We start from the raw sequence: 22710 nt of genomic DNA, 5'->3' as shown, positions 1-22710 counted from the left end.
GGCGACGCGGGGGCGGTGCGGGCGGCGCGGCGGGCGCAGCAAGCGGAGCCATACAGGTTCCGGTCGTCTGCATTGGCGCAGCTGAGCATGCCTGAATAATGATGTTCATGTTATACTTTTCTCTTCGCAAGCGCAAGTCCTGAAATGAATATGATCTCTATATCTGAAATGAATATGATTTCTATATGCGGTGGTTGGAGAGCGAGCGGCCATCTAGCCAATATTGGATGCGACGGCCAACTATCCAATATATGACGATTTTTCAAAAGATAGTTATGATTTTCAGGTTGAAAAAGGATTTATCCTGGGAAATTATCCACTTCGGTGCTTTTTCGAAATTACTGGATATAGTAGCTGCTAATTCAGAAAGCCTGCTCTTCTTTGAATAACCACTATTATAAAATGTCACGATTATTAGATACTTATTCCTTGAAATCAAATCAATCATCACCCAAAACACTATCGGTTATTTTTCTAAAAGCACTTTTCTAGATAGTACGCTTATATGCGTATGTTCTTTTTTTCGAAAAAATATCCAAAATATAGGCTTTTCAAAAATAGTGGATGATTTATTAAACTGCCAGGTGGTAGATGGATCCGAGACAACAAGTTCGGACGATTTCGAAGCAGTGACATAATCGTAGGTAATACCGCAGGCAGCTGTTAAAAGCAAATATAGTCCGTTTGTCGACCTTGTCAAAAGTAAGGACTTATATTACGATACAGATATACAAAACGACGGATTTTTTTAAGAACGCATGCAGTTATTCTATACAAGCTATAGGCACAGCATATACTTTACACTGATTTCTGCTCTTTACTTTCTGCCTTCTGAATTTTGATTTCAGGATTCTAATTTCGTCGTTGCTTCTTTTCAGAATTCTGATTTCATCGTTGTTTGATTTCAGAATTCTGATTTCGTTGTTGCCGTCATGATTATTATATTCCGAGCGAAAGGAACTACTCGAAATGCCCGATGTACATCGATCTGAAGCTTCTGTGAAGTCCGCCATATCAACCACCTCCACCTCTTCCCTACAGAAATCATCTGGAGAAACTAAAAACATGGCAGCCGCATGTCCGGCGGTCGATGATGTACCGTCTTCTCTGCCGCCTCCGAAAAAGCCACAGCACATGACATGGGCAATGTCTCTGGCCTCAGCCTATGCGCGTATTTTTTCTGCGTTGGAAAGCGGCAGGGATGTGCTGGCGATGCCACCAGTCGGTTCGCTTCGTCTGGACTGCTACCGGCAGCTTGTGAAGCAGCTTACAGGCATCACGCTGATCATTTCTTCATATAAAGAGCGTATGGAAAAAGAAATCGATATCCTCGAAAAGGATGGCATCCCTGCGGCGATGCTGCATTCCGGACTGTCGGATTATGCCATGGCTGCACAGCTCGAGCGCATCCGACGCCGTCATTTCCAGGTGCTCTTTGCCTCACCGGGCCTTCTAGAGGACCCGAAAATGCGCTCGTTTCTCGTCTTCAAAACGACGATATCTCTGATCGTCATCGACGAAGCACAGATCTGTTCGATCCACGCACCACATTTCCAGCCGCTCTATCACTCGATTCCACTTCTGCTGAAGGATCTCGAACGCCATGCAGCATCCTCCCGTCCGCCGGTCCTTGCGCTGACACTGCCGACAACGCGTCAGATGGAGCAGGACATCGGGCACTTTTTCTCACTTCAGCATCCACTTCTCGTCCGTCACTCGTTTGAATGTCCGAATCTCTTTCTATCCGTGCATCGCCCGCAGCGCAAGGCACCATTTCTTCTCGATTTTCTGCGCCGCCACGAAGATGAGGCAGGCATCATCTACTGCACCGAGCATCGGCTGACGGAGCACATCGCGCAGCTGCTCAATCGCAGCGGTTTCCCGGCATTGTCCTACCACGCAGGTCTGACCCGCGAGGAACGCATGGCGAATGCCCGTGCATTCTGCGCCGGCGCTCCTTCGTCCGACCGGCGTATACAGCGGCCGTCCACACACGATGCCGAGGCCCATGCCGGTGCCCGGATCCTCGTCGTGACGCCGGATCCTTTTCTCGAGCTCGACCGGTCGGATGTGCGTTTCGTGCTGCACTACACGATGCCGGAAAGTCTCGAGCGCTACTATCAGGAGCTCGTCCACGCGGGGCGTGACGGACTTCCGGCCGAATGCATTCTCCTCGCGAACGAGCGCGACTTCGAGCTCCAGCGCACGAAGCTCGAGAAGGTGACGCTCGGCTACCAGGCGTATCCGGAAGCCGTCGCGCAGGTGAAGCGACAGTTGGAGGCGATGCGTCGCTACGCGATGACGCACCAGTGCCTGCGATCCTTTCTCCGGGATTATTTCGGGGGTGAAGATCCCGTCGATTATGAAGTCATCACGCTGCCGTCGCGGAATCGCGTGCTGACGAGCGCAGAGCTGCCGGTCGACGAAAGCCTGCGGACGATCCGACAGTCCGGACACTACCCGAAAAACCGCGTCCAGAAGGTGTCGATGCAGCTCAAGCGTGCGGAGAAGCAGCATATCTTCATCCGCTACGCAGATCAGGCATACATGAAGAACCAGGCTTACAAATATGAACATCTCCGCACGGATCCATGGGAGCTGTGCGAGCCCGGCATCCGCGTGCAGCGCTTCCGGGCATTTTCCATCCCACGTGACAGCTGCTGCGTGAACTGTGATCCGGAACACTTTCTCGAAGAAGACCGCTATGGCATCAGCGACACCATGGGCCTGAAGGAACGGATGCGCGAACATCGGCACCAGCTCGAGACGGATATGGATGTCGGGCGGAAGATCCGTCTGTGGAAGGCAGGCGAAAAACCGTACCACTTCAATTATGATGCGCACACGAAGTGCACAGGAAGGATTATGGCGATGCGAAAAGTCGAATATCAGAAAACAGCAGATACGATGGCCGCGGTGCTCGGTCAATCATCCAAATCGTCGATCGAAACACCTGCGCACGCATCGACTGCGCCGGGGGCATCATCAAGCGTGCCAGAATCCCCAGCGGACGACCGTCTCCCGGCTACCACGCCATGCGAGGGCAATGCCTCTGTCCGGACCAACGATGGCAAGGCCGGCAGGGGCGGATATGCGCGTGGCAGCGATGACGAGGCCGGCAGTGTCGGATATGCCCGGACTGACGATGCCGAGGCCGGCAGGGGCGGATATGCCCGGACCAGCGATGGCGAAGCGGAAGCACAGCAGCTTCGGCTGCTTGAAAACGCCCGTCTCGAGATTTCGCCCGAGATGCGGACACACCTGCTCGGAAATCTGAAGGCGCTTCGGAAGCGGCTCGCGATGGAACGGAGTGTGCAGGCGTATCTGATTTTCACCGACAAATCACTGGTGGAGATGTGTCGTATGCTCCCGCTCACCCGCGAGGAATTCGCACGCATCTATGGCGTCGGTCAGCGGAAGCTGGAACTCCACTACGAAGCCTTCATCGATGAGATCCGGAAAGCCCTCGATCCTGCGTATGTCGCAGATTTCTATGAAAACGTGTCGGAAGAGATGCAGGTGGATATGCAGGATGGTACCGGAGCCTGTGTGACCGGAGAGCGTACCGGCATGAATGACTCAGCGGACCCGGTACGCGTCGCAGAGTTCTATGCAAATGCGTCGGAAGAGGTTCAGTGTACAGCCGGAGAGCGTACCGGCATGAATGACTCGGTGGACGCTGCACGCGTAAAGCGGGCGCCAGGTACATATGCGCCGTCTTCAAATCCTGTCATACCGACGAGTGTTATAAAGCCGATTCCACAGGAAAGGTCAGAATCACAGAGAAATCCGAAATATCGTTTCATCCCGGATGATGTCCTGCTGGCCTTCCTCGAGGAGAAGTACCTGCAGCAGCGGACGCGAAAGCAGGTGAAGAAAAAGCAGGACTTCTTCCTGACCGTGGCAGAAGCCGCCTCCTTCCGCTGCGCAGATGGCCTGCGCTCGCCGGAAATCGCCGCGCTTCTGAACGCGCTCGTCGCGGAAGCGGAGGAAATCTCTTCTACGAACAGTCCCATCGCGTCAATCGATGTCGGCGTTTCGGACAATGGATCAACATCAGCCGCAGTGGCGGCGAAGAACCCGGGCGAAATACAGATATCAGATGCAGTGGCGGCGAAGAACCCGGGCGAAATACAGATATCAGCAGAAGTGGCGATCGAGAACCCGGGTGAAACACAGATATCAGATGCAGTAGCGACGGAGAACCCGGGCGAAACGCAGACATCGAATGCAGTGGCGATGGAGAACCCGGGCGAAATACAGATATCAGATGCAGTGGCGGCGAAGAACCCGGGCGAATTAACGAATCAGCAAAAGCCGCGCGTTCGGGAGCGAAAGAAGTTGTCTGGTGCGACCATCAATCGAAAGCTGGCGGAGCTTGGCTATCTGAAATTAAGCGAATACAGATTCAACGGCAGGCCGCATCAGACCTTCCTCCCAACCACCAAAGGAGAGGCTGCCGGCATTGTCCTAGGCACCCGTAAGAGCCAGGGTGGCGTGGACTACCCGACCGCTTACTTCAGCGCAGCCGCCGCAAGCTGGGTCGCGACGCTGTTCGTCCGGGACGAGACGAAGTGAAGCCGGAAACATTGGCAGACCATGCAGAGGTCCGAGAAATGGCGGGAGCTGGGGCTCGGGATGACAAGTGCAGGCGCTGCAGATGCCGAAGATGACAAACAAAGACGATGCAGATGTCGGAGATGACAAACACAGGCGTTGCAGATGCCGAAGATGACAAACACAGGCACTGCCGGGGCTCGAGATGACAAGTGTATGCGAGCATGGCCCGGTGGGAAAGCATGGGCGGACGCTGTCTGTCATCAAAGAAGTACAGACATGAAACACAAGCGTCATGTTTTTTTAGGAAAACCACTTGACGATATAGGGAGGATTATGGATTTATCTGAAAAAATGAAATATGAAATCGAGCAACTGCAGCATACCCGTGCTCAATATGAACGCTGGCTGGAAACCGCGCCGGAGGGGAGTCTTTACTTCCATAATAATGAGCGTGGGGCTGCATGGCTGTATCGCGCACCAGACTCTGAGAAAGCACGTTATCTTTCAAGAACAGAGGTGGAGCTCGCAGAAAAGCTGGCGCTGAAGCGTCTCTATCGTGCCCGGCTCAAGGATATCGATCAGCAGATCGCCGCCTACTCAAACTGTTTGAAAGCGCTGGAAAAAGCTCATCGAGTAGAGCATTTGCTGGAACGTTCAGAAGCACTGCGCGTATTGACGGCCCACTACCTCTACTATTTGCCACAGGATCTTGCGGAGTGGGTCAATGCTGACTACGAAAAAAATCCGGCAAATCCGGAAAATCTGAAAGTGCCTACAATAGCTGGTGAATATGTTCGTTCGAAATCCGAGCGCGCAATTTACAACCTGCTGCGCAATGCGAATCTTCCATTCCGTTATGAATGCAAGTTGGAGCTGGAGCATGCCCGAAGGCCGAACTATCCGGATTTTACGATTCTGAATCCAAATAATGGGAAGACCTACTATTATGAACATTTCGGCATGATGGATGATCCGAATTACCAGCAGGACTTCTTAAGCAAGATGCGAACCTTTCTGAATAACGGAATCTATCCTGGCGTGAACCTGATCATGTCGTTTGAAACAAAGGATACGCCGATCGATGAGGTTTATGTGAATCATCTGCTCGAATACTACTTCGGAAATGTGATGGAAAAAAGATAAATATTTGTCTGTTGTGGATTTCAAACGCTGTCAAAATGTGGTCGCAGATGTAATTTGAGTCCAAAGCATTCCGTTGATCAGTGATCCACATCCAGTCAGTCAACGATATCTACTTTCTTTCATATTCGAAAATACTGGATCAAATTGGCAGATCCATGAAAACCTTTGCCGGATTCAAAACTATCCACTATTTTAAAATCAGATCCTTTTTGGATAGTTTTGCTCGAAATCGCACATACGCTTAAAAGCGTACTATCTATAATAGATTCCTTTTGAAAATAGTGGATAGTTGATTTGGCTATTAAATGCTCCATTTTGCTAAGGGCATATCCAATATGTAATCTTTCCGAAATTTATAGATAGTCCAGTATGAAGCTTGCTTCGAAATAAAAGGATTGAGTATCCATCATTTAAAAAATCGTCCAATATTAGATAGTTTTCTCTCGTAGGCTCATAAAAAACGCCAAATAGATATCCAGTATTTTTAAAATCCGCTGATACTAGATACTGCGCCGCGGGACGGCTTCCGCTATGGATACGGATTGTCAATACGGAGGAAGCTGAGCACGCTACAATGTCTGCTTTCTAATCGTGGACGGTACTAATGTCAGAAAAACTGAAACCGCGTCGCGGGACCAGTTTCGAGGTCCTGCGGCGCGGTTTCTCTCATGTTTCAAATATATTCGTATGACATCGGCGAAAGCATCCGTATCCATAATCTTCAGGAGCGGATGTCCGAGCTCATGCTCCCTGGAGCCGAGCTCGATTTCTGCCGGCGTTCTTCACGCCTTCACGCGCGGATTTCCTTCCGCATGAAGCTGATGTAAGCGAGGGCGAAGCCGATGACAACTTCCATGATCATGGCGACGAGGTGCGGCCAGATCTGAAGGAGCGACTGTCCGAGGCTCAGGTACGAAGCGAGGGCACCGTTCTGGTACTCGACGAGGGACATGATGTCGAGGGAGCGGACGTTCGGGTTCATGAGGACGGACGCGGCTTCACTGAAGAGGTAGTACGGCGAGATACGGTTGATGCCGGTCTGCAGGCGGTACGCGCTGATCACGTCCTGCGCGGAAGCGTGGGTTCCGGCGAACATCGCGTTTGCGAGGCCGCTCGCCACGAGCGAAAGGAACATGGTGAGGAAGAGCCAGAGCGCGATGGAGGAAAGCGCCGAGGTCGCGGCATGGCGTGAAAGTGTCGAGAAGAGGACAGAAATCGCGAGCCATACCGAGATGTACACGCCGCTCAGCAGCAGGAAGATCACGAGGCGCGCCCACTCTTCGGCCACCGGCTTCGTGCCGCTCAGCAGAAGTCCGAGTCCGGACAGGACACCACCGAGTGAAAAGACCGTCAGGAAGACGACTGTCGCACCCGCGAGAAACTTCGCGTTGATGATGGTATCGCGGTAGATCGGCTGTGCAGCGAGGCGGTTCAGCGTGCCCTGCGCCTGCTCGTTGTTGATGGCGTCGAAGCCCAGCATGATGCCAAAGATCGGACCGAGGAAGCCGAGGAAGCTCTGGAAGCTGTAGATCGAGCTTCCGGCGGTCGTAAACAGCTTCAGAAACTGGAATTCACTGACGCCCTGTCCCTGGGACTGTGCGGCCAATGCTGTCTGCCGGAGCGATCCGATGGCGCCGTAGAGGCTCGCCACCGAGACGATCATGAGGAGCGCAAAGAGTGCCCAGAAGCGACGGCTGCAGAGATGATCCGCGAGCTCCTTTCGGTAGAGCACCGCCATGCCGCGGCGGTTGGTCCGTACATTCGACGCATGACTTTCCGGTGTCTCGCCCGGCAGGAGATCATCCTCCTCCATGAACCAGTCGACGATTTTTTTCAGCAGGTTACCGGCAGATTTCTTACCTGCATCTGGCGTTGTAGCCTTTGAAGCCTCCATCCCATCATTTTGTGCGTCAAATGGAGATGATTCTGCTGCAGTCGCAGAAGCTTCCGCTACAGATCCTGTCATCATATTTATGCCAGCCGCATTTATCGAAACACTGCCATGCATCGGTGCCGCTCCAACTCTACTGCACTGCGAAAAATCAGCGGCTGCGCCTGAGAAGCTTCTCTCTGAGTGATCGCTTTTCTGTCTTGTTTTCTGTGTGATTTGTGCGATTGTCATAGTTCTCGTCACCTCCTGCTTTTTCGAAATATTTGCGATAGATTTCATCGAGGTCACCGCCACGCTCGTGGAGCTCGATGAGAAGATATCCGGCGTCCGTCAGCTTCCGGAAGAGCTCCGCGCGGATGTCGCGGCCGGACTCGACGTGGAGGGTTCCATCCTCCTTCACGCCGACGAGACGCACGCCCGCGATGCCGCGCACCAGAGCCTTCAGCTCTTCGGTCTCGCCAGACGCGCTCTCTTCCGCTGCGCCGCTCTTCACGGCAGATGTCGAGGTCCCATCCGCAGAGGCCAATGTCTCTGCCGTGGTCTTCATCGTGTCCCGTTCTGCATATGCATCCGACACTGTTCTATGCGCTGCAGCACGCTGCCCATTCGCAGTCTTCTCTGCGCGGAAGTCTACCATATAAAGGCCTTCGTTCTGCAGCTGTTGTCCGAGCTCGTCGATGCGTCCGCAGGCGATCATCCTTCCTTTTACGAAGATGCCGACGCGGTCGGATATTTCCTGGATCTGGTAGAGCTCGTGGGAGGAGATCAGGATGGTACGACCATCCTTGACGCTCAGCTCACGAATCAGCGCGGTGAGCTCACGCATGCCGGACGGGTCGATGCCGAGGGTCGGCTCATCCATGATGATGATTTCCGGATCCTTCATGAGAACATCGGCGATACCGAGACGCTGTCGCATACCACGTGAATAGGTGCCGGTTTTTCGATCAGCGGCGTAGGTCATGCCGACCCGCTCGAGGAGGCCGCTGGCCCGCTCTTCCGCTTCTTTTCGTGTGAGGCCGTTCATCATGCCGGAGAAAATCAGGTTCTCACGACCGCTCATATCCGGATAAAAACCGACATTATCCGGCAGGTAGCCGACGATTTTTTTGACCGCCAGCGCATCGCGCGTACAGTCGAGGCCGCTGATTTCAGCGGTGCCGGACGTCGGATCCGTAAGGCCGAGCAGCATCAGGGTCGTGGTGGTCTTACCGGCACCATTCGGACCGAGCAGACCGAAGACCTCGCCCTTATGAATCTCAAGGTTCAGGTGATCGACCGCGGTCACGTCGCCGTACTGCTTCACCAGCTCGCTGGTCCGGATGATGATCTCATGCAGTCCCTCATTCCGCTCGGAGCGCCAGTCGGCAGGGTCCCCGACCGCCTCATCGCTGTCGACAGATGCCTGGTCTGTACACTTCTCGCTGCATGCGCCACCCGCTACATGCGGATGAAAAAATCGGGCGCTGCATTCAGGCTTCGTCGCCCCAGCGCTGCCGGCGACTTCCGCAGCGCACTCGGCGTAGTGGTCGTCTGCATTGGCCGTGACCCGCGTGGCGACTGTTCTATTCTGAAGCTCGGTCATGATCAGTGCCTCCCGTACTTATGGAATACCTCGCCGAGGCCGCAGATGACGGCTGCGATGATGAGGATGCCGACGACGCCCCAGAGGGTCGAGGTCTTAACGGTGACACGGAAGGACTGGTCGAGCGAGGTGTCTTCATTCTGTGCGCTGACGGTCATCGCGTAGTCACCGGACATGGCGTCCTTCGACGGGGTGACGTACATGACGACGTCCTTCTTCTCGCCGGCCGCGAGGGTGTCGATCGTGCTCTCAGAGAACTCGATGGTCCAGCCGGACGGTGCCGTGGTCGTGAGGTTCACGTTGTTTAGGTCGATGTTGCCGCTGTTGGTGACGGTGATCGGAACCGACTGCTTCTTGTTGACATTCGCGTCGAAGCTGAGGGTGCCGTCCGTGGTCGTGAGGTCGATCTTATAGGTGCCGGTGATGGTGACCTTCAGGGTCTGGCTCAGGCTCTGGGCTGAGCTCGTCGCGGTGATCGGGATCTCGTAATCGCCGGCAGCGACCTTATCCGGCGGCGTTACAGTGACGGTCACACTCTGAGAGCCGTGGGCATCGACGTCGACGCTGGACGCGGCATTGCTCGCACCACTCGGCTTGAAGCTGACGGTCCAGCCGGTCGGTGCATCGGCGGCGAGGCTGTAGGTCTGGGCACCTGATGAATTATTCTGTACGGTGGAGTTAAAGGTGAAGGTCGTGCCGCTCGCGCCCTGCTGCTCCGGGTAGGTGGTCGTCAGCTGGTTCGTGCCCGTGGTCTCGTCGGAGACATTGATCGTCAGCTGGAGATCACTGCTGGCCTCGCCCGCGCTCGCCGCATGCAGGAGCACGTTGTAGCTGCCCTTCTGTGCGTCGTCCGGGACGGTCACACTATAGGTGACGAGGCCGTCGTTCGAATCCGCGTCTGCACCAGACTTCACGAATACGTTCGAAACCTCCTTGTTGTTGCCCTCGAAGTAGCCCTTCCAGCTGTCGTCGAGGCCGCTCGCGCTGAGGCTCGTGTTGAGGCCCGCGCCGGTCTGGTTCGTGAAGTCGAGGCTAAAGTTCAGGGTGTCGCCCGGCTTCGCGGTGATGCCCGTGTAGTCTGTGGACATCTCGAGTCCGCCTGCGGCCAATGCCGGCGTCGCGAGGCAGGTGGCGCTGAGTAAGGTAAAAGCGCCCACGCAGGCTGATAAAGCAAGTGCATGAGCGCCGGAAATATGTTTCGAAGTAGTCATGATGTTTCCCCCAATAAATTTCAGATTTGTTGGAGGATTTTTCTTCTCCAACTAAAAGCTGGTTTTAGTCGGAAAATGTGTTTCAATTGTGTTCAGAATAAGTTGATTTTGTGAATTCAGGAGGGCGATGTCCAGTACCCCGGAGGGCAGGTGCCGGAAACACAATACTCCGAGTTCGGAAGACTCTAAAATCGCATCCCTAAGAAGCACTAAGCCCTCTGCAATCACTGAGTTTTCTTGATGAAAACTCAGCGTTGCAGAGGGTGCTGAGGAAAATTGCACTAAGTGCTTCTAAGGGATACGATTTTGATTCTTCACGAACTCTCCGTATGGCTTCCGGCACCTGTCCTCCGGGGTACTGACTAGCTTCAACAAATTTATCTGGCTTTCAGATGCAATATTCTCATCTGTGGAAGTCCTTCGGTTTCGTGGGTGGCGAGGATGAGGGGGCGGTGGGCTTTGGTTTCGAAGATGTAGTGGATGACCTGCTGGCGGGTCTGGTCGTCGAGGCCGGTGAAGGGTTCGTCCATGAGGAGGAGGTCGGAGGCGGGGAGGAGGGCGCGGACGAGGGCGACGCGGCGGCGCATGCCGCCGGAGAGTTCGCGGACTGGCTTCGTGAGGGCGTCTTCCGGGAGGAGCTTCGCGAGTTCTGCTGCCGCTCGTGCACGGGAAATCATCGGCGAAACGGCGGAGACATTGGCTACGGCATCGAGCGAATCCAGGAGACGGTCCTCCTGGAAGATCATGCCGATCCGGAGATGTGCGCCGGCGGTTGCGGCCTCGCCCATCGTGATGTCGATCGTGCCGCTGTCCGGGGTCTCGAGCCCCGCGAGGATGCGGAGCAGGGTCGTCTTCCCGACGCCGGACGGGCCGAGCAGCAGGAGGTCGCGGTTGTCGGCCTGGCTGTCGATGCGGAAGCTGAGGTCGTCGAGGACCCGCTGGCCGTCGTAGGATTTGGTGAGATGGTTGCATGTAAGCAGCATGGTTACTCCTTTGATTGTTGCCGGCCCTCCGGGTTCCCTGGCTGAACAATTTACTGTTATAAGGTTGATTTCAAACGGGGCATCAGATTCATGTTATTTCTGGTGGAACAGTGCGCGGAATCCGGCGAGGAAGAGGTGCTCGAAGAGGTACGAGGTTAGGATGATGGCGATCGTCCAGCTGAGGAGTTCGCCGGTTTCGAGGTAGATCTTCGCGTTGTAGAGGCCGTTGCCCATCGAGCCGAGGGGCTGGCCGATCACTTCGGCGGCGACGCCGCTCTTCCAGGCCATGCCGAGCGCGGTCTGGAAGGCGCTGTAGAGGTACGGGAAGAGCGCCGGGAGGTAGATGAAGCAGAGGCGGCGCGTGGTCGGCATGTGAAAGACCGTCGCCATCTCGAGGAGCTTCGGGTCCGTCGCCTTCAGACCGCTCAGGGTGTTTAAATACAGGAGCGGGAGGACGACGAGGGCGCTGATATAGAGGGAGAGCATGCGGTTGCCCGCCCAGATCAGCAGGATGATGACGAAGCTCGCCACCGGCACGGCCTTCAGCGCGAGGATGAAGGGCGCGAGGAGTTCCTCGAGGAAGGGGCGGCGGTAGCTTTCCCACGCGAGGAGGATGCCGAGCGCAGAGCCGATCAGGAAGCCCGCGATGATGCGGACGAAGCTGAAGGCGAGGGACTGCCAGAACATCGTGGTCTGGAGCATTGCCCCAAGCGAACGGAGCGTCTCGACGGGCCCCACCATCAAAATCGAGTTGTGAATAAGAAACGCCAGCGCCTGCCAGAGCAGAAGCCAGAAGGCGATGATTAGAAGTTTCCTTGATGTTTTCATAATATTCCCAGCGCCGACGAGGGCGCGTACATTTCGTTACTGTTCACTTGTGGTTCGGCAGGCAGTAGCCACGCCTTGACTTAATTACGTTTGAACAGTAACTACGTTCAATAGACGTCAAGAAGCCGGCCAGGGCATACACGCCCTGCCGACTCCTCTATTCTATCATATATTTACAGCATCTGTGCAAGCAGACAGATCATGATGCCGACGGCGTTTGGGACGCGATCGCACTTACAGCATCTGCGCAAGCGGACAGATCTCGATGCCTTCCTTCGTGAGGGTCTCGCGGATCTTTGCGACGAAGGCGAGGGCCTTTGCGCCGTCACCATGTACGCAGATGGAGTCTGCCTTCAGCGGGATGTCCTTGCCGGTGATGGCGGTAACCTTCTGCTCCTTGATCATGCGGACGACGCGGGCGATGGCCTCGTCTTCGTCGGTGATCATCGCGCCTTCCTTCGAGCGGTTCACGAGGGTACCATCCTCCTCGTACGCGCGGTCGGCGAAGACCTCCGAAGCGGCACGGAGGCCGCAGTCTTCGGCGGCGCGGATCATCTCACTGCCGGAGAGGGCCATGAGGATCAGCTTCGGATTGTACTCTGCGATGGCTTCGCAGATGCCGTGTGCGAGCTTGTAGTCCTTCGCGGCCATGTTGTAGAACGCGCCATGCGGCTTCACATGCTGCATCTCCAGACCGGCAGCCTTGCAGAATGCATCCAGCGCGCCGATCTGGTACAGCGTATAGGCCTTCGCTTCCGCCGGGCTGATCGTCATGTTGCGGCGACCGAAGCCCATGAGGTCCGGATAGCCCGGATGTGCGCCGACATGGATGCCGGCCTCCCGTGCCATCTCGATGGTCTTTTTCATCACGACCGGATCAGATGCATGAAATCCACATGCCACGTTGGCCGAGGTGATCAGCGGGATGATCTGATCATCCGAGCCCAGGGTATAGCGGCCGAAGCTCTCGCCGAGGTCGCTGTTTAAATCTACACGATACATCGTTTCTTCCTCCTGTTATCCATCATTCGCGTGAGGTGCCACCCCTCGCGCCATGCTGACCGAGGCTGCATGCTGCCCCGGTCCTGCCCTGTACAGATGTCCTGCACTTCGAAGTCTGCATCACGTAAGATGCATGATGTCCTCGATGAAGCCGGTATCCGCCTTTCCTTCGGCGAAAACCGGATGCTTGATGATCTGGTACTGGAAGTCGAGGTTCGTCTCGACACCGACCACGAGCATCTCGTTGAGGGCGGAGCGCATCTTCATGAGGGCGGCTTCTCTCGTCGGGGCATGGACGATCACCTTCGCGATCATCGAATCATACTCGGACGGGATCCGGTAACCTGTATAGAGACCGGTATCGACGCGGACGCCGTTGCCGGCCGGCAGATGCAGGTGCTTCACCACACCCGGGCTCGGCATGAAGTTCTTCGCCGGGATTTCCGCGTTGATTCTGCACTCGATGGCATGTCCACGCGGCTTCACATCCTCTTCCGTGAAGCTCAGCGGTTCGCCCGCCGCGACACGGATCTGTTCGATGATGAGATCGGTGCCGGTCACCATCTCCGTCACGCCATGCTCCACCTGGATTCGTGTGTTCATCTCCATGAAGTAAAAGTGCCCCTGCGGGTCCACGATGAACTCGATGGTGCCTGCATTGGTATACTGTACAGTCTTCGCTGCGAGGATCGCACAGCGGTTCATCTCGGCACGGGTTTCGTCGTTGATGGCCGGGGATGGCGACTCCTCGATCAGCTTCTGGTGATTTCGCTGGACGGAGCAGTCACGGTCGCCGAGGGCGACGACATGACCGAAGTCATCCGCCATGATCTGGATCTCGACATGGCGAGGCTTCTCGATATAGCGCTCGATGTACATGGTGTCATCCCCGAAGGCGTTTGCAGACTCGCGCTGCGCGAGGCCGAACTCAAACTCGAATTCATCCTCAGATGTCGCGACGCGCATGCCCTTGCCGCCGCCCCCGGAGGAGGCCTTGATGATCACCGGATACCCGATCTCACGGGCGAGCTTCTTTCCGGTCTCGGCATCGTAGACCGGCTCGCGGGTGCCCGGAACGACCGGCACACCGGCATCCATCATCGTCTTTCGGGCATGGGACTTGTTGCCCATGCGGTCGATGACGTCGGCGTCCGGACCGATAAAGGCGATGCCGTTTTCCTTACAGCGGCGTACGAACTCACTGTTCTCCGACAGAAAGCCATAGCCCGGGTGGATCGCATCGGCACCGGTGTTGATGGCTGCCGTGATGAGCTGGTCCATATTCAGGTAGTTGTTTTTCGCCGGACCCTCTCCGATGCAGATCCGCTGATCCGCGAGCTGCGTGTGCAGACTGTTCTGGTCCTCCTTCGAGTAGACCGCGACACTCTGGATGCCCATGTTCCGGCAGGCCCGGATGATGCGGACCGCGATCTCGCCTCGATTGGCAATTAGTATTTTTTCAAACATCGGCCGCGCCTCCTGTTCTTATAGTTTCTTTACGCGGAACAACGGCTGACCATACTCGACCTTCTGCTCATTGCTGACGAGCACGGCCTCGATCTCGCAGTCATAGTCCGCCTGAATCTCATTCATGAGCTTCATCGCCTCGAGGATACATACCGTCTGACCGGCCTTCACATGATCGCCGACCTTGACATAGGCCGGTACATCCGGTGCCGCAGCGGAGTAGAAGGTGCCGACGATTGGTGCGAGGATCAGCTCGAACTCGTCCGCGGCCTCCGCCTTCTCTTCTGCAGCGGCCGGCTGTGCCGGTGCTGCGGCCAGCGGTGCAGCCGGAACGCCAGCGGCGATCACCGGTGGATGGGTGAGCTTACTCATCGTGATCTCCGTCTCCCCATCTCGGATGGAAAACTCTGTCAGGGAGGAATTCTCAACGATCTTTACCAGTCCTTCAATCTTCTCTAAATCCATATGAACATCTCCTTATCATCAATCTATAACCACTTCTGACGCACTGTCTGCACACCGGTCGGCTTCCCGCTTCGGTCTGCACGTGCCCCGCATACAGAAGTTCGTATCGTTTACTCCGGTCCCGATCAGTCTTCATCCGGGAACAGACGGCGGATGCGCTTCGCTACCTGCCGCACAACCAGTACTTCCTTACATGGCTTATGGATCAGCGCGTGCATCGCGATGTAGCTGTTTTCCTCTTCCTGATACAGTCGCTGTGCTTCCTCGACGGACACCGCCTCGAAGCGGATCTTCTGATCGGTCTTCCGCTGTACCAGCTTCGGAATGTCGACACTGATGACCGTCGCGATCTTCGCATAGCCACCGGTGGTCTGTCGATCAGCGAGCAGGATGATCGGCTTACCATGCGACGGCACCTGGATGGAGCCGAGCGCGATCCCCTCTGAAATGATATCCGAGGTGGTCTTCGGTGCGATAAACGGGCCCTCGAGTCGACAGCCCATACGGTCGAAATCACTGGTGACGGTATACTCCTCGTTCAGGAAATTATGGATGCCCTGCTTACTGAACATGTCATCCTGTGGGCCCATCACCACGCGGAGCGTCACGCTCTCCTCGTCATACTCGTGAAGCTCGAGCTTTCTCGAGAGGAAGAACGGGAGGTAATTCCGCTTGATACGGAAGCTGATATAGTCGCCCTCCATCAGCTTTCTTCCCTTGAAGCCACCGATCTTACTCTTTAAGCTCGTGCAGCGGCTGCCCATCACGACCGGAATCTTGAGATAGCCGGAAAAGGCGATGTAGCCGCGGCTTCCGGTGCGCGCACTTCCGAGCTTCAGAATATCGCCCTTTTTCATATAGAGTGCCGTGTACATCGGCGCCGGCTCCCCGTTCACCTCCGGATGAAAATCACCGCCGGTGATGGCGATGATGCAGGCGGACGTAAACTCCAGCGTCGGTCCGATCAGGGCGAACTCCAGCACCGCCTCGTTCTCCGGGTTATCCAGCAGAAGGTTTGCGATCTTAAAGGAGCGAACATCCATGACGCCGGAAACGCCGAAGCCCTGGCTCTGGTATCCGGTGCGCCCCATATCCTGCACGGTCGTGAGCAGTCCCGCTTTTAATATACGAATTCCCATACTACACCTCACCTTCGCGAATCGTGCACTCGTATTCACCGCGTGCCACCTGCTCCTTGATTCGCAGGTACTCATCCTCATCCACCGGCACGAAGCGGATATAGTCGCCCGCCTCGAACAGGATCGGCGTTTCACGCTCCGGATCGTAGGTTTTCACCGGTGTCATACCCATCAGCTGCCAGCCTCCCGGCGAGTCCATCGGATAGATGCCGGTCTGGGAGCCGCCAATGCCTACACTGCCGGCGTCGATTTTAATTCTCGGCGTCGCGAGTCTCGGTGTGTGCAGGCGCTCATCGAGACCACCGAGGTAGCAGAAGCCCGGCAGGAAGCCGAGCATGTAGATCAGGTAATCCTTCGAGCTGTGGAGAGCGATGACCTCCTCTTCGCTCATGCCGGCATGCTCCGCGATGAATGCAAGGTCCGGACCATACTTACCGCCATAGCAGACCGGAATCTCATACACCTTCTTTTTCTCGCTGCCTGCACTGGTTTCCACCTTCAGGAGCTTCTTCATCCGCCGTGTGATCTCCGCATAGGAGGTGACACGCGGATCATAGTTGATGAGCAGAGAGCAGAAGGCCGGGATGACATCCAGCACACCTTCGATGTGCTGCTCCTTCATGAGCTCCACCATCGATTTGATCTTTCGATTGATCTCCGGGTTGATCTCGTGACCGAACTCGATCAGCAGCGAGCTGTCCCCGGCGGTTAAGATACGAATATCTTCCATACTGTAAATCTCCTTTCTCCAGGTAAGACGCGGTACGTAAACCTGAAGACGATATCATGTCATGCATACGGGTCTACCACATCCATGTGTCCGAAATGTGTTGCGTAGACCGTTCTATATATGTGCAGAAAATTGGTACAGTGAAACGCTGTACCAATTCCCTGTGCTGCATCGGTTCCGGCTCAGATCACCCTCGCCGCTGCAGGTCTTTTAGAATAATCCGCCGATCTTTGTAACGAAGGTCGGGATGCCCATATAGGCCGATAAGATCACGACGAGGACGCCGAGTACCAGCAGGACGGTCGGATGATGATAATCCGCACCCATGATCGACTTCTTCTGGGAAGCGATGAGGCAGATGCCGAGGGTGATCGGAAGGATGAGGCCGTTGAATGCACCTGCGAGTACGAGGAGGGTCGCCGGATTTCCGAGGACGATCATCACGGCTGTCGAAACGACGATGAATCCGATGATGACGGCATTCTCGTTCTTTGCGATCGCCGGGTGGAAGGTCTTTAAGAAGGATACAGAAGTGTACGCGGCACCGATGATGGAGGTTACGGCTGCACACAGAAGTACGAGACCTGCGAAGCGGTATCCGATCTCACCTGCACCCTGCTTGAACGCGTCTGCTGCCGGGTTCGACGCATCGAGCTCTACACCTGCCCTGCTGACAACACCGAGCACGGCGAGGAAGAGGAAGATACGTACGATGGTGGCGATGCTGATACCCATGACCGAGCTTCTGTTGATTTCGGCTGCATTGTCCTTACCAGTGATGCCGGCATCGATCAAACGGTGCGCACCGGAGAAGGTGATGTAGCCGCCGACGGTGCCACCCATGAGGGTCAGGATTGCCGGGAAGAGTGGCTGAATACCGGTGGACGGCGCGACGGTGTTCTTCAGTGCATCACCTACCGGTGGCTTGACCACGATGATCACGATAAAGATGACCACGATCATGATGGCGCCGAGAACCTTCGTCAGGGTGTCCATCGCGGATTTCGCGTTCTTGAAGAGGAAAACGACGATGGCGATGGCTGCCGCGATGACATATCCGATGGTGGTCGGAATACCGAGCAGGGTGTTCAGGCCCAGCGAACCGCCGCCGACATTGCCGATGTTAAAGACGAGGCCGCCGAGCACGACCATGAAGGATACGAAGTAACCGAGTCCAGGGAGAACCTTGTTCGCGACATCCTGTCCGCGAAGACCGGTCGTACAGAGTACGCGCCAGATGTTAAGCTGTGCGACCGCTGAGAGAATGATCGATACCAGGATGACGAAGCCGAAGCTCGCCTTGTACTGGCCGGTAAATGTGGCGGTCTGTGTCAAGAAGCCAGGTCCGATCGCGGATGTGGCCATCAGAAATGCTGCTCCTAAGAGCGCGCCGCTGCTTTTTTTCTTCTCACTCATGATGAAGTCCTCCTGTTCTGGAAAAGTTCGCAGTTTCTGTGTCTTTAACTGCTGTAGAATACAGAAAACATAAGCCCCCTTCTTTTTCTGCACGTGTCTTTTTGTTTCAAATCCCCTGTTTCATGAATCCCGAAACATGTTCAGAGCGATCTTTATAACTTAAAGCAATCACTTGCTCTGATGAAATAAGTATGCGTCATGATTTGTAGAATAGCAAGTAGAAATCGAGCGTCAGTCTTTCGGATTTGGCATATCAGACATTCTGAGTATGTCTTTTAAGTTATTGCAAAATAAATAGGGCCCCGGTTTCCGGGGCCCTATTTTGAGCTTTCATCACTTCTGGATGTAATAGAAGTCGTCGTCTGGCATGGTGCCGCCGACGGACTTCGGGTTTGCGTCGAAGAGTACCTGAAGGTAGCCTGCGAGGTCGGTCTTCAGCTCGTCACCGGCGATGGCGACGATGTTGCATTTCGGGAGTGCCTTCTTCGCTACCGGTGCCTTCGCGATGATGCCGTACTTCGCGACGAGCTCTGCGGTGGCGTCGACGTCGGTGGCTGCCTTTTCTGTGGATGCCTGGTGATCGGCGATGAACTGGTCGACTTCTGCGGCACGGTTTTCGAGTACTTCGTTACGAACGACGGTGACGCCGGTGAGGAGCTTCGAATCCGGGGATACGCTCTTCCACTCGTCGGTGAGAGAGAAGGCGACCTTCAGCTGGTCGTTCTGCGCGGTGGCCACGGTTACGAACGGCTGTGGGAGGATCGCGATCTGGGCTGGATCCTGCTTCAGGAGCGCGGCGATCTCGGTGGCCTCGGACTTAAACTGCACGTCACAGTCGGTGACACCGTTCTTCTCGAGGAGATAGTTCAGTACGTACTCCGGGGATGCGCCCTGGCCGGTGGAAAGTACGGTCTTGCCGGCGAGGTCCTTCACGGACTTGATGTTCTCATCGCCGGTCACGCAGTAGAGCACGCCGAGGGTGTTGATGTCGATGGCGCTGACGCCGTGGTTCGTCTTGTTATATGCGACCGCGGCTACGTTCGCCGGGAGCAGGGCGATGTCGAGCTTGCCGGAAACGAGCTCACTCATGATGACGTCCGGCTGGCTCTGCATCTCGAAGCTGTAGCCGCTCTTCGCACCGCTCTCGACCTCACTCATGAGATTTACGAGGCCCATGGTGGTCGGGCCCTTCAGGGAGCCGACACGCAGCACCTCGTCCGAAGCTTCGCCGATGGTCAGCACTTCTGCCGCACTGGTCTCTTCGGTCTTTTCTGCGGCAGCGGTTGTTTCTGCTGCGGTTTCCGTCGCCTTCTCTGTTTCTGCAGCCGTCGTCTCCTCGGCAGCAGCACTCGTCTTCTGGTCGTCTGCATTGGCCTCGGTTACAGCTGAGGTCGTCGCCTGCGGGGTGGTGGATGCGCCACAGCCGGCGAGCATCGATGCCGCGAGTACAGCGGCGAGCATCCTATTCCAATATTTCATTTTTTTCATCATCGTCCTCCTGATCAGCATGAATGAAATTCTGGTCTCTGCCCCACGCGACACCGCATACCGTTGTAGCGAACGGGGCGATGACGCGGAAGCAGACTGATTGTGAATTATATCTCAATCATCATAATCTTATCTCGGCAGATAAGCAAATTCTAAAAGAAATACAATAGAAAAACCCGGAAAGCCGAAGCTTTTCGGGTCTGATGCACCTGAATGCACTGTGGAGATGTAATTATCGCTTGCTGAACTGCGGTGCGCGACGAGCGGCTTTGAGACCGTACTTGAACTTTCTCCAGATCGATTTTTCCTTGATTTTACGGGCTTTTTTGATGATTTTTCAATTTTCAGCCCATCTTTAAGCCCCGGGTATTTGGCTGTCAAAGTGTAATTATTGACCCGAACTGATGCCGAATGCTTCATTCACAACCGGCAAAAGATCCTCAGGTTGATTATACTTTACCTTGGCATATATATCCATAGTTGTTTTGGAGTTCTCATGTCCCGCCAGATACTGCACCGTCTTTGGATCCACCCCTGCATAAATCAGGTTGGTAATATAGGTATGTCTCAGCTGATGAGGTGTCACCTGAAAGTCCATGGTATAAACAATCTTTGGATTATTCTTCTGATGGCTGCCCAGTTTAGGTTTTACGGTTGTTTTAATTGATTGGCCATTGATGTACTTATATATAGTACGCTCCTTAGTAGATCTTACCGTAATGTATTTCCACACCCTCACAAACTGAGTTTCTGCCAAAGGCTCGCCATTCCTGTCAGCAATCACATAATCTGAAGTCGATTCTGCTTTTGCTTCACGAAGACAATTTGCCAGACACTTCGGAATCGGAACATCACGTTTGGCAGCCTTTGTTTTCAGTTCTTCATTTACAATCGGACGATTATGCTCTGCATGCCAGGCTCTTCTTACAGAGATATACGGAACCTTCTCATCCAGATGTACACAATCCCACTGCAAGGCTAAAATCTCCTCTCGTCTGAGACCGGAATATAATCCAATCATTACAAAAAGATACGGTGGCAGCTCCCGAATAGTATCCAACAGAATTTTCACCTGTTCATCTGTTAATGCTTCCTTATCCTTGGTGCGCTTACCACCTTTTGCCGAAAGTGTAGCTGATGGGTTGTACTCCAACACCTGACTTCTTTCTGCAGAATAGAAAATGCATTTGATCAGCATATTCAGCTTGCTGTAGGTAGATGCTGACATCTTAGAAACAGGTACAAGCAACAGACGAAGATCATCGGTGGTCACTTCATCCATGTACATATCACCAATTTTATCAATGATATGCTTCTGAACCATCTTCTCATACCCCTTCAAGGTAGTCGCGCGGATAAGTGCTGATTGCATGAACAGCCATTTCCGACAGTACTCTTCAACAGTCGGATTTTCCTTTCGGAAGATCTGATCTTCGATTTCCCTTTTGGCTTCCTTTACCTTCTGGTGCAGTTCCTCCGGAGTACTTCCAAGTAATGAAATTCTCTTTCCATCTGCATCCTTAATTCTGGTTCTATAGTAAGTGGAGCCATGCATCTCAACTGTTCCATATTCAGGAATCACTTCCTTTTTCCTTGCCATAACCGGCACCTCCCATCATATAATCGCTTTCGCATCTTAAGTATCATAGACAATCACCATAACCTCAAGGATGTCGATTATATGTAAAAGCGGAGAAGAAAAGCGAGGACTGTTCTCACAATCCCCGCTCATCAGCATTTCATATTCAGTTAATCAGTCAGCATCCCACTGAGCAAATATATCTTCCATCGCACTGGCTAATTCATGTGGCTTATTGTATTTCACCTTCGCGTAGATATCCATGGTAATTTTGCTGTTTTCATGTCCGGCCAGATATTGCACTGTCTTTGGATCCACAGATGCATGGATCAGGTTTGTGATATAGGTATGTCTGAGCTGATGAGGCGTCACCTCAAAGTCCAGACTGTAAACCACTTTTCCGTTATGAGCAGCCTTCTCCCCTAATACTGGATGAACGGTATGCTTAACTCTAACGCCATTCTCATATCGATAATAGGTACGTTCCTTCACTGTACGAGTCACAATGAACTGCCATAAGCGCTTGAACTGGGTATATGATAATGGATCCCCATCACGATTGGCTACTACATAATCAGATTCAGACTCTTTCTTTGCTTCTCTGAGACATTCAGCCAGGCAATCTGGAAGAGGAATGTCTCGATATGCTGCGTTCGTTTTAAGTTCATCAAGAATCACCGGACGGTTATTCTCTGTATGCCACGCCCTGCGAACTGTAAGGTAAGGAGCATCACAATCCAGATATACTGAATCCCATTTAAGTCCCAGGATTTCTTCTCTACGAAGTCCTGCATAAATCCCCAGCATAACAAACACATAAGGAGGTAATCCCTTGATTGCATCCAACAGCTTTTCAACCTGATCATCGGTAAGAGGGATTTTGTCCTTTTGGGCAACTCCACCACCTTTACCGGTAAGGTAAATGGTAGGATCCTTATCAATCACTCGGCTTTCTTTAGCCGCTTTAAAGATACATTTATACAGGATATTCACTGACTTGTAGACCGAAGCAGACTTCTTGGAAGCAGGAACCAGAGCTAATCTGATATCATCCACTGTTACGTCTGCCATTCGCATGTGCCCCAACGGTTCAATAATATGAATCTTCACCTTTAGGTCAGTTTACAAGGAACTACACGCAGACCGTGAAACGGGCTGCTGACAACAAACGGCGCTATGCTCCCGGCTGGGTGCATAGCACCTGTTTGTTGCGGGGGTTTCCA

General features: G+C 54.2%; 15 protein-coding genes and 1 pseudogene. 2 read left to right on the top strand and 14 right to left on the bottom strand.

What is annotated here, in order from left to right:
- The first annotated feature begins 1065 nt into the window (after nt 1–1065).
- Nucleotides 1066–4578, top strand: a complete 3513-nt coding sequence (locus tag ACTNC3_RS07860; protein ID WP_441227046.1) for an HRDC domain-containing protein — start codon at nt 1066–1068, stop codon at nt 4576–4578.
- A 315-nt stretch (nt 4579–4893) separates the two neighbouring features.
- Nucleotides 4894–5703, top strand: a complete 810-nt coding sequence (locus tag ACTNC3_RS07855; protein WP_441227045.1) for a hypothetical protein — start codon at nt 4894–4896, stop codon at nt 5701–5703.
- Between the two features lie 790 nt (nt 5704–6493).
- Here ACTNC3_RS07855 and ACTNC3_RS07850 read toward each other — a convergent pair.
- The 14 genes and pseudogenes from ACTNC3_RS07850 to ACTNC3_RS07785 all read right to left on the bottom strand — a co-directional run.
- Nucleotides 6494–7597: an ABC transporter permease gene (locus ACTNC3_RS07850; protein WP_441227044.1), complete on the bottom strand. Its 1104-nt coding sequence runs from the start codon at nt 7595–7597 to the stop codon at nt 6494–6496.
- A 148-nt stretch (nt 7598–7745) separates the two neighbouring features.
- Entirely contained in the window at nt 7746–8933 is a 1188-nt protein-coding gene (locus ACTNC3_RS07845; protein ID WP_441227082.1) for an ABC transporter ATP-binding protein, read from the bottom strand.
- A gap of 248 nt (nt 8934–9181) precedes the next feature.
- On the bottom strand, nt 9182–10390 hold the full coding sequence (locus tag ACTNC3_RS07840; RefSeq protein ID WP_441227043.1) for a COG1470 family protein: 1209 nt from the start codon (nt 10388–10390) through the stop codon (nt 9182–9184).
- A 377-nt stretch (nt 10391–10767) separates the two neighbouring features.
- Nucleotides 10768–11373: an ATP-binding cassette domain-containing protein gene (locus ACTNC3_RS07835; RefSeq protein WP_441227042.1), complete on the bottom strand. Its 606-nt coding sequence runs from the start codon at nt 11371–11373 to the stop codon at nt 10768–10770.
- A gap of 93 nt (nt 11374–11466) precedes the next feature.
- Complete coding sequence (locus ACTNC3_RS07830) at nt 11467–12201, bottom strand: ABC transporter permease (protein ID WP_410042637.1); 735 nt, start codon at nt 12199–12201, stop codon at nt 11467–11469.
- A 234-nt stretch (nt 12202–12435) separates the two neighbouring features.
- A complete protein-coding gene (locus ACTNC3_RS07825; RefSeq protein WP_410042638.1) occupies nt 12436–13203 on the bottom strand; it encodes a LamB/YcsF family protein in 768 nt (255 codons plus the stop codon).
- A 120-nt stretch (nt 13204–13323) separates the two neighbouring features.
- The gene (gene accC / locus ACTNC3_RS07820) at nt 13324–14670 is read right to left on the bottom strand and encodes an acetyl-CoA carboxylase biotin carboxylase subunit (protein WP_441227041.1); all 1347 of its coding nucleotides are present in this window, start codon (nt 14668–14670) and stop codon (nt 13324–13326) included.
- An 18-nt stretch (nt 14671–14688) separates the two neighbouring features.
- Nucleotides 14689–15135 carry an acetyl-CoA carboxylase biotin carboxyl carrier protein gene (gene accB / locus ACTNC3_RS07815; protein ID WP_410042640.1) on the bottom strand — a complete coding sequence of 149 codons (447 nt, stop codon included), beginning with the start codon at nt 15133–15135 and terminating at the stop codon, nt 14689–14691.
- Between the two features lie 125 nt (nt 15136–15260).
- The gene (locus ACTNC3_RS07810) at nt 15261–16274 is read right to left on the bottom strand and encodes a biotin-dependent carboxyltransferase family protein (protein WP_441227040.1); all 1014 of its coding nucleotides are present in this window, start codon (nt 16272–16274) and stop codon (nt 15261–15263) included.
- A gap of 1 nt (nt 16275) precedes the next feature.
- On the bottom strand, nt 16276–17004 hold the full coding sequence (gene pxpB / locus ACTNC3_RS07805) for a 5-oxoprolinase subunit PxpB (protein WP_410042642.1): 729 nt from the start codon (nt 17002–17004) through the stop codon (nt 16276–16278).
- 210 nt (nt 17005–17214) lie between these two features.
- Complete coding sequence (locus ACTNC3_RS07800) at nt 17215–18420, bottom strand: NRAMP family divalent metal transporter (RefSeq protein ID WP_410042643.1); 1206 nt, start codon at nt 18418–18420, stop codon at nt 17215–17217.
- A gap of 333 nt (nt 18421–18753) precedes the next feature.
- Nucleotides 18754–19908 carry an ABC transporter substrate-binding protein gene (locus ACTNC3_RS07795; RefSeq protein WP_441227039.1) on the bottom strand — a complete coding sequence of 385 codons (1155 nt, stop codon included), beginning with the start codon at nt 19906–19908 and terminating at the stop codon, nt 18754–18756.
- A 388-nt stretch (nt 19909–20296) separates the two neighbouring features.
- Complete coding sequence (locus tag ACTNC3_RS07790; protein WP_441227038.1) at nt 20297–21508, bottom strand: tyrosine-type recombinase/integrase; 1212 nt, start codon at nt 21506–21508, stop codon at nt 20297–20299.
- 153 nt (nt 21509–21661) lie between these two features.
- A pseudogene (locus ACTNC3_RS07785) lies at nt 21662–22600 on the bottom strand (tyrosine-type recombinase/integrase); the annotation flags it as partial.
- Between the last annotated feature and the right edge of the window lie 110 nt (nt 22601–22710).

Source organism: Oribacterium sp. HCP3S3_B9, from assembly GCF_052064255.1.
Classification (GTDB): Bacteria; Bacillota; Clostridia; order Lachnospirales; family Lachnospiraceae; genus Oribacterium.
Note: the sequence above shows the minus strand (reverse complement) of the source record. Positions and strands in the feature narration are given on the sequence as shown.

What these genes read in the sequence shown, in the direction of transcription:
- ACTNC3_RS07860 (WP_441227046.1), top strand. Translation starts at nt 1,066, where the DNA reads ATGGCAGCCGCATGTCCGGCGGTCGATGATGTACCGTCTTCTCTGCCG.
- ACTNC3_RS07855 (WP_441227045.1), top strand. Translation starts at nt 4,894, where the DNA reads ATGGATTTATCTGAAAAAATGAAATATGAAATCGAGCAACTGCAGCAT.
- ACTNC3_RS07850 (WP_441227044.1), bottom strand. Translation starts at nt 7,597, where the DNA reads ATGGAGGCTTCAAAGGCTACAACGCCAGATGCAGGTAAGAAATCTGCC.
- ACTNC3_RS07840 (WP_441227043.1), bottom strand. Translation starts at nt 10,390, where the DNA reads ATGACTACTTCGAAACATATTTCCGGCGCTCATGCACTTGCTTTATCA.
- ACTNC3_RS07835 (WP_441227042.1), bottom strand. Translation starts at nt 11,373, where the DNA reads ATGCTGCTTACATGCAACCATCTCACCAAATCCTACGACGGCCAGCGG.
- ACTNC3_RS07830 (WP_410042637.1), bottom strand. Translation starts at nt 12,201, where the DNA reads ATGAAAACATCAAGGAAACTTCTAATCATCGCCTTCTGGCTTCTGCTC.
- ACTNC3_RS07825 (WP_410042638.1), bottom strand. Translation starts at nt 13,203, where the DNA reads ATGTATCGTGTAGATTTAAACAGCGACCTCGGCGAGAGCTTCGGCCGC.
- accC (WP_441227041.1), bottom strand. Translation starts at nt 14,670, where the DNA reads ATGTTTGAAAAAATACTAATTGCCAATCGAGGCGAGATCGCGGTCCGC.
- accB (WP_410042640.1), bottom strand. Translation starts at nt 15,135, where the DNA reads ATGGATTTAGAGAAGATTGAAGGACTGGTAAAGATCGTTGAGAATTCC.
- ACTNC3_RS07810 (WP_441227040.1), bottom strand. Translation starts at nt 16,274, where the DNA reads ATGGGAATTCGTATATTAAAAGCGGGACTGCTCACGACCGTGCAGGAT.
- pxpB (WP_410042642.1), bottom strand. Translation starts at nt 17,004, where the DNA reads ATGGAAGATATTCGTATCTTAACCGCCGGGGACAGCTCGCTGCTGATC.
- ACTNC3_RS07800 (WP_410042643.1), bottom strand. Translation starts at nt 18,420, where the DNA reads ATGAGTGAGAAGAAAAAAAGCAGCGGCGCGCTCTTAGGAGCAGCATTT.
- ACTNC3_RS07795 (WP_441227039.1), bottom strand. Translation starts at nt 19,908, where the DNA reads ATGAAAAAAATGAAATATTGGAATAGGATGCTCGCCGCTGTACTCGCG.
- ACTNC3_RS07790 (WP_441227038.1), bottom strand. Translation starts at nt 21,508, where the DNA reads ATGGCAAGGAAAAAGGAAGTGATTCCTGAATATGGAACAGTTGAGATG.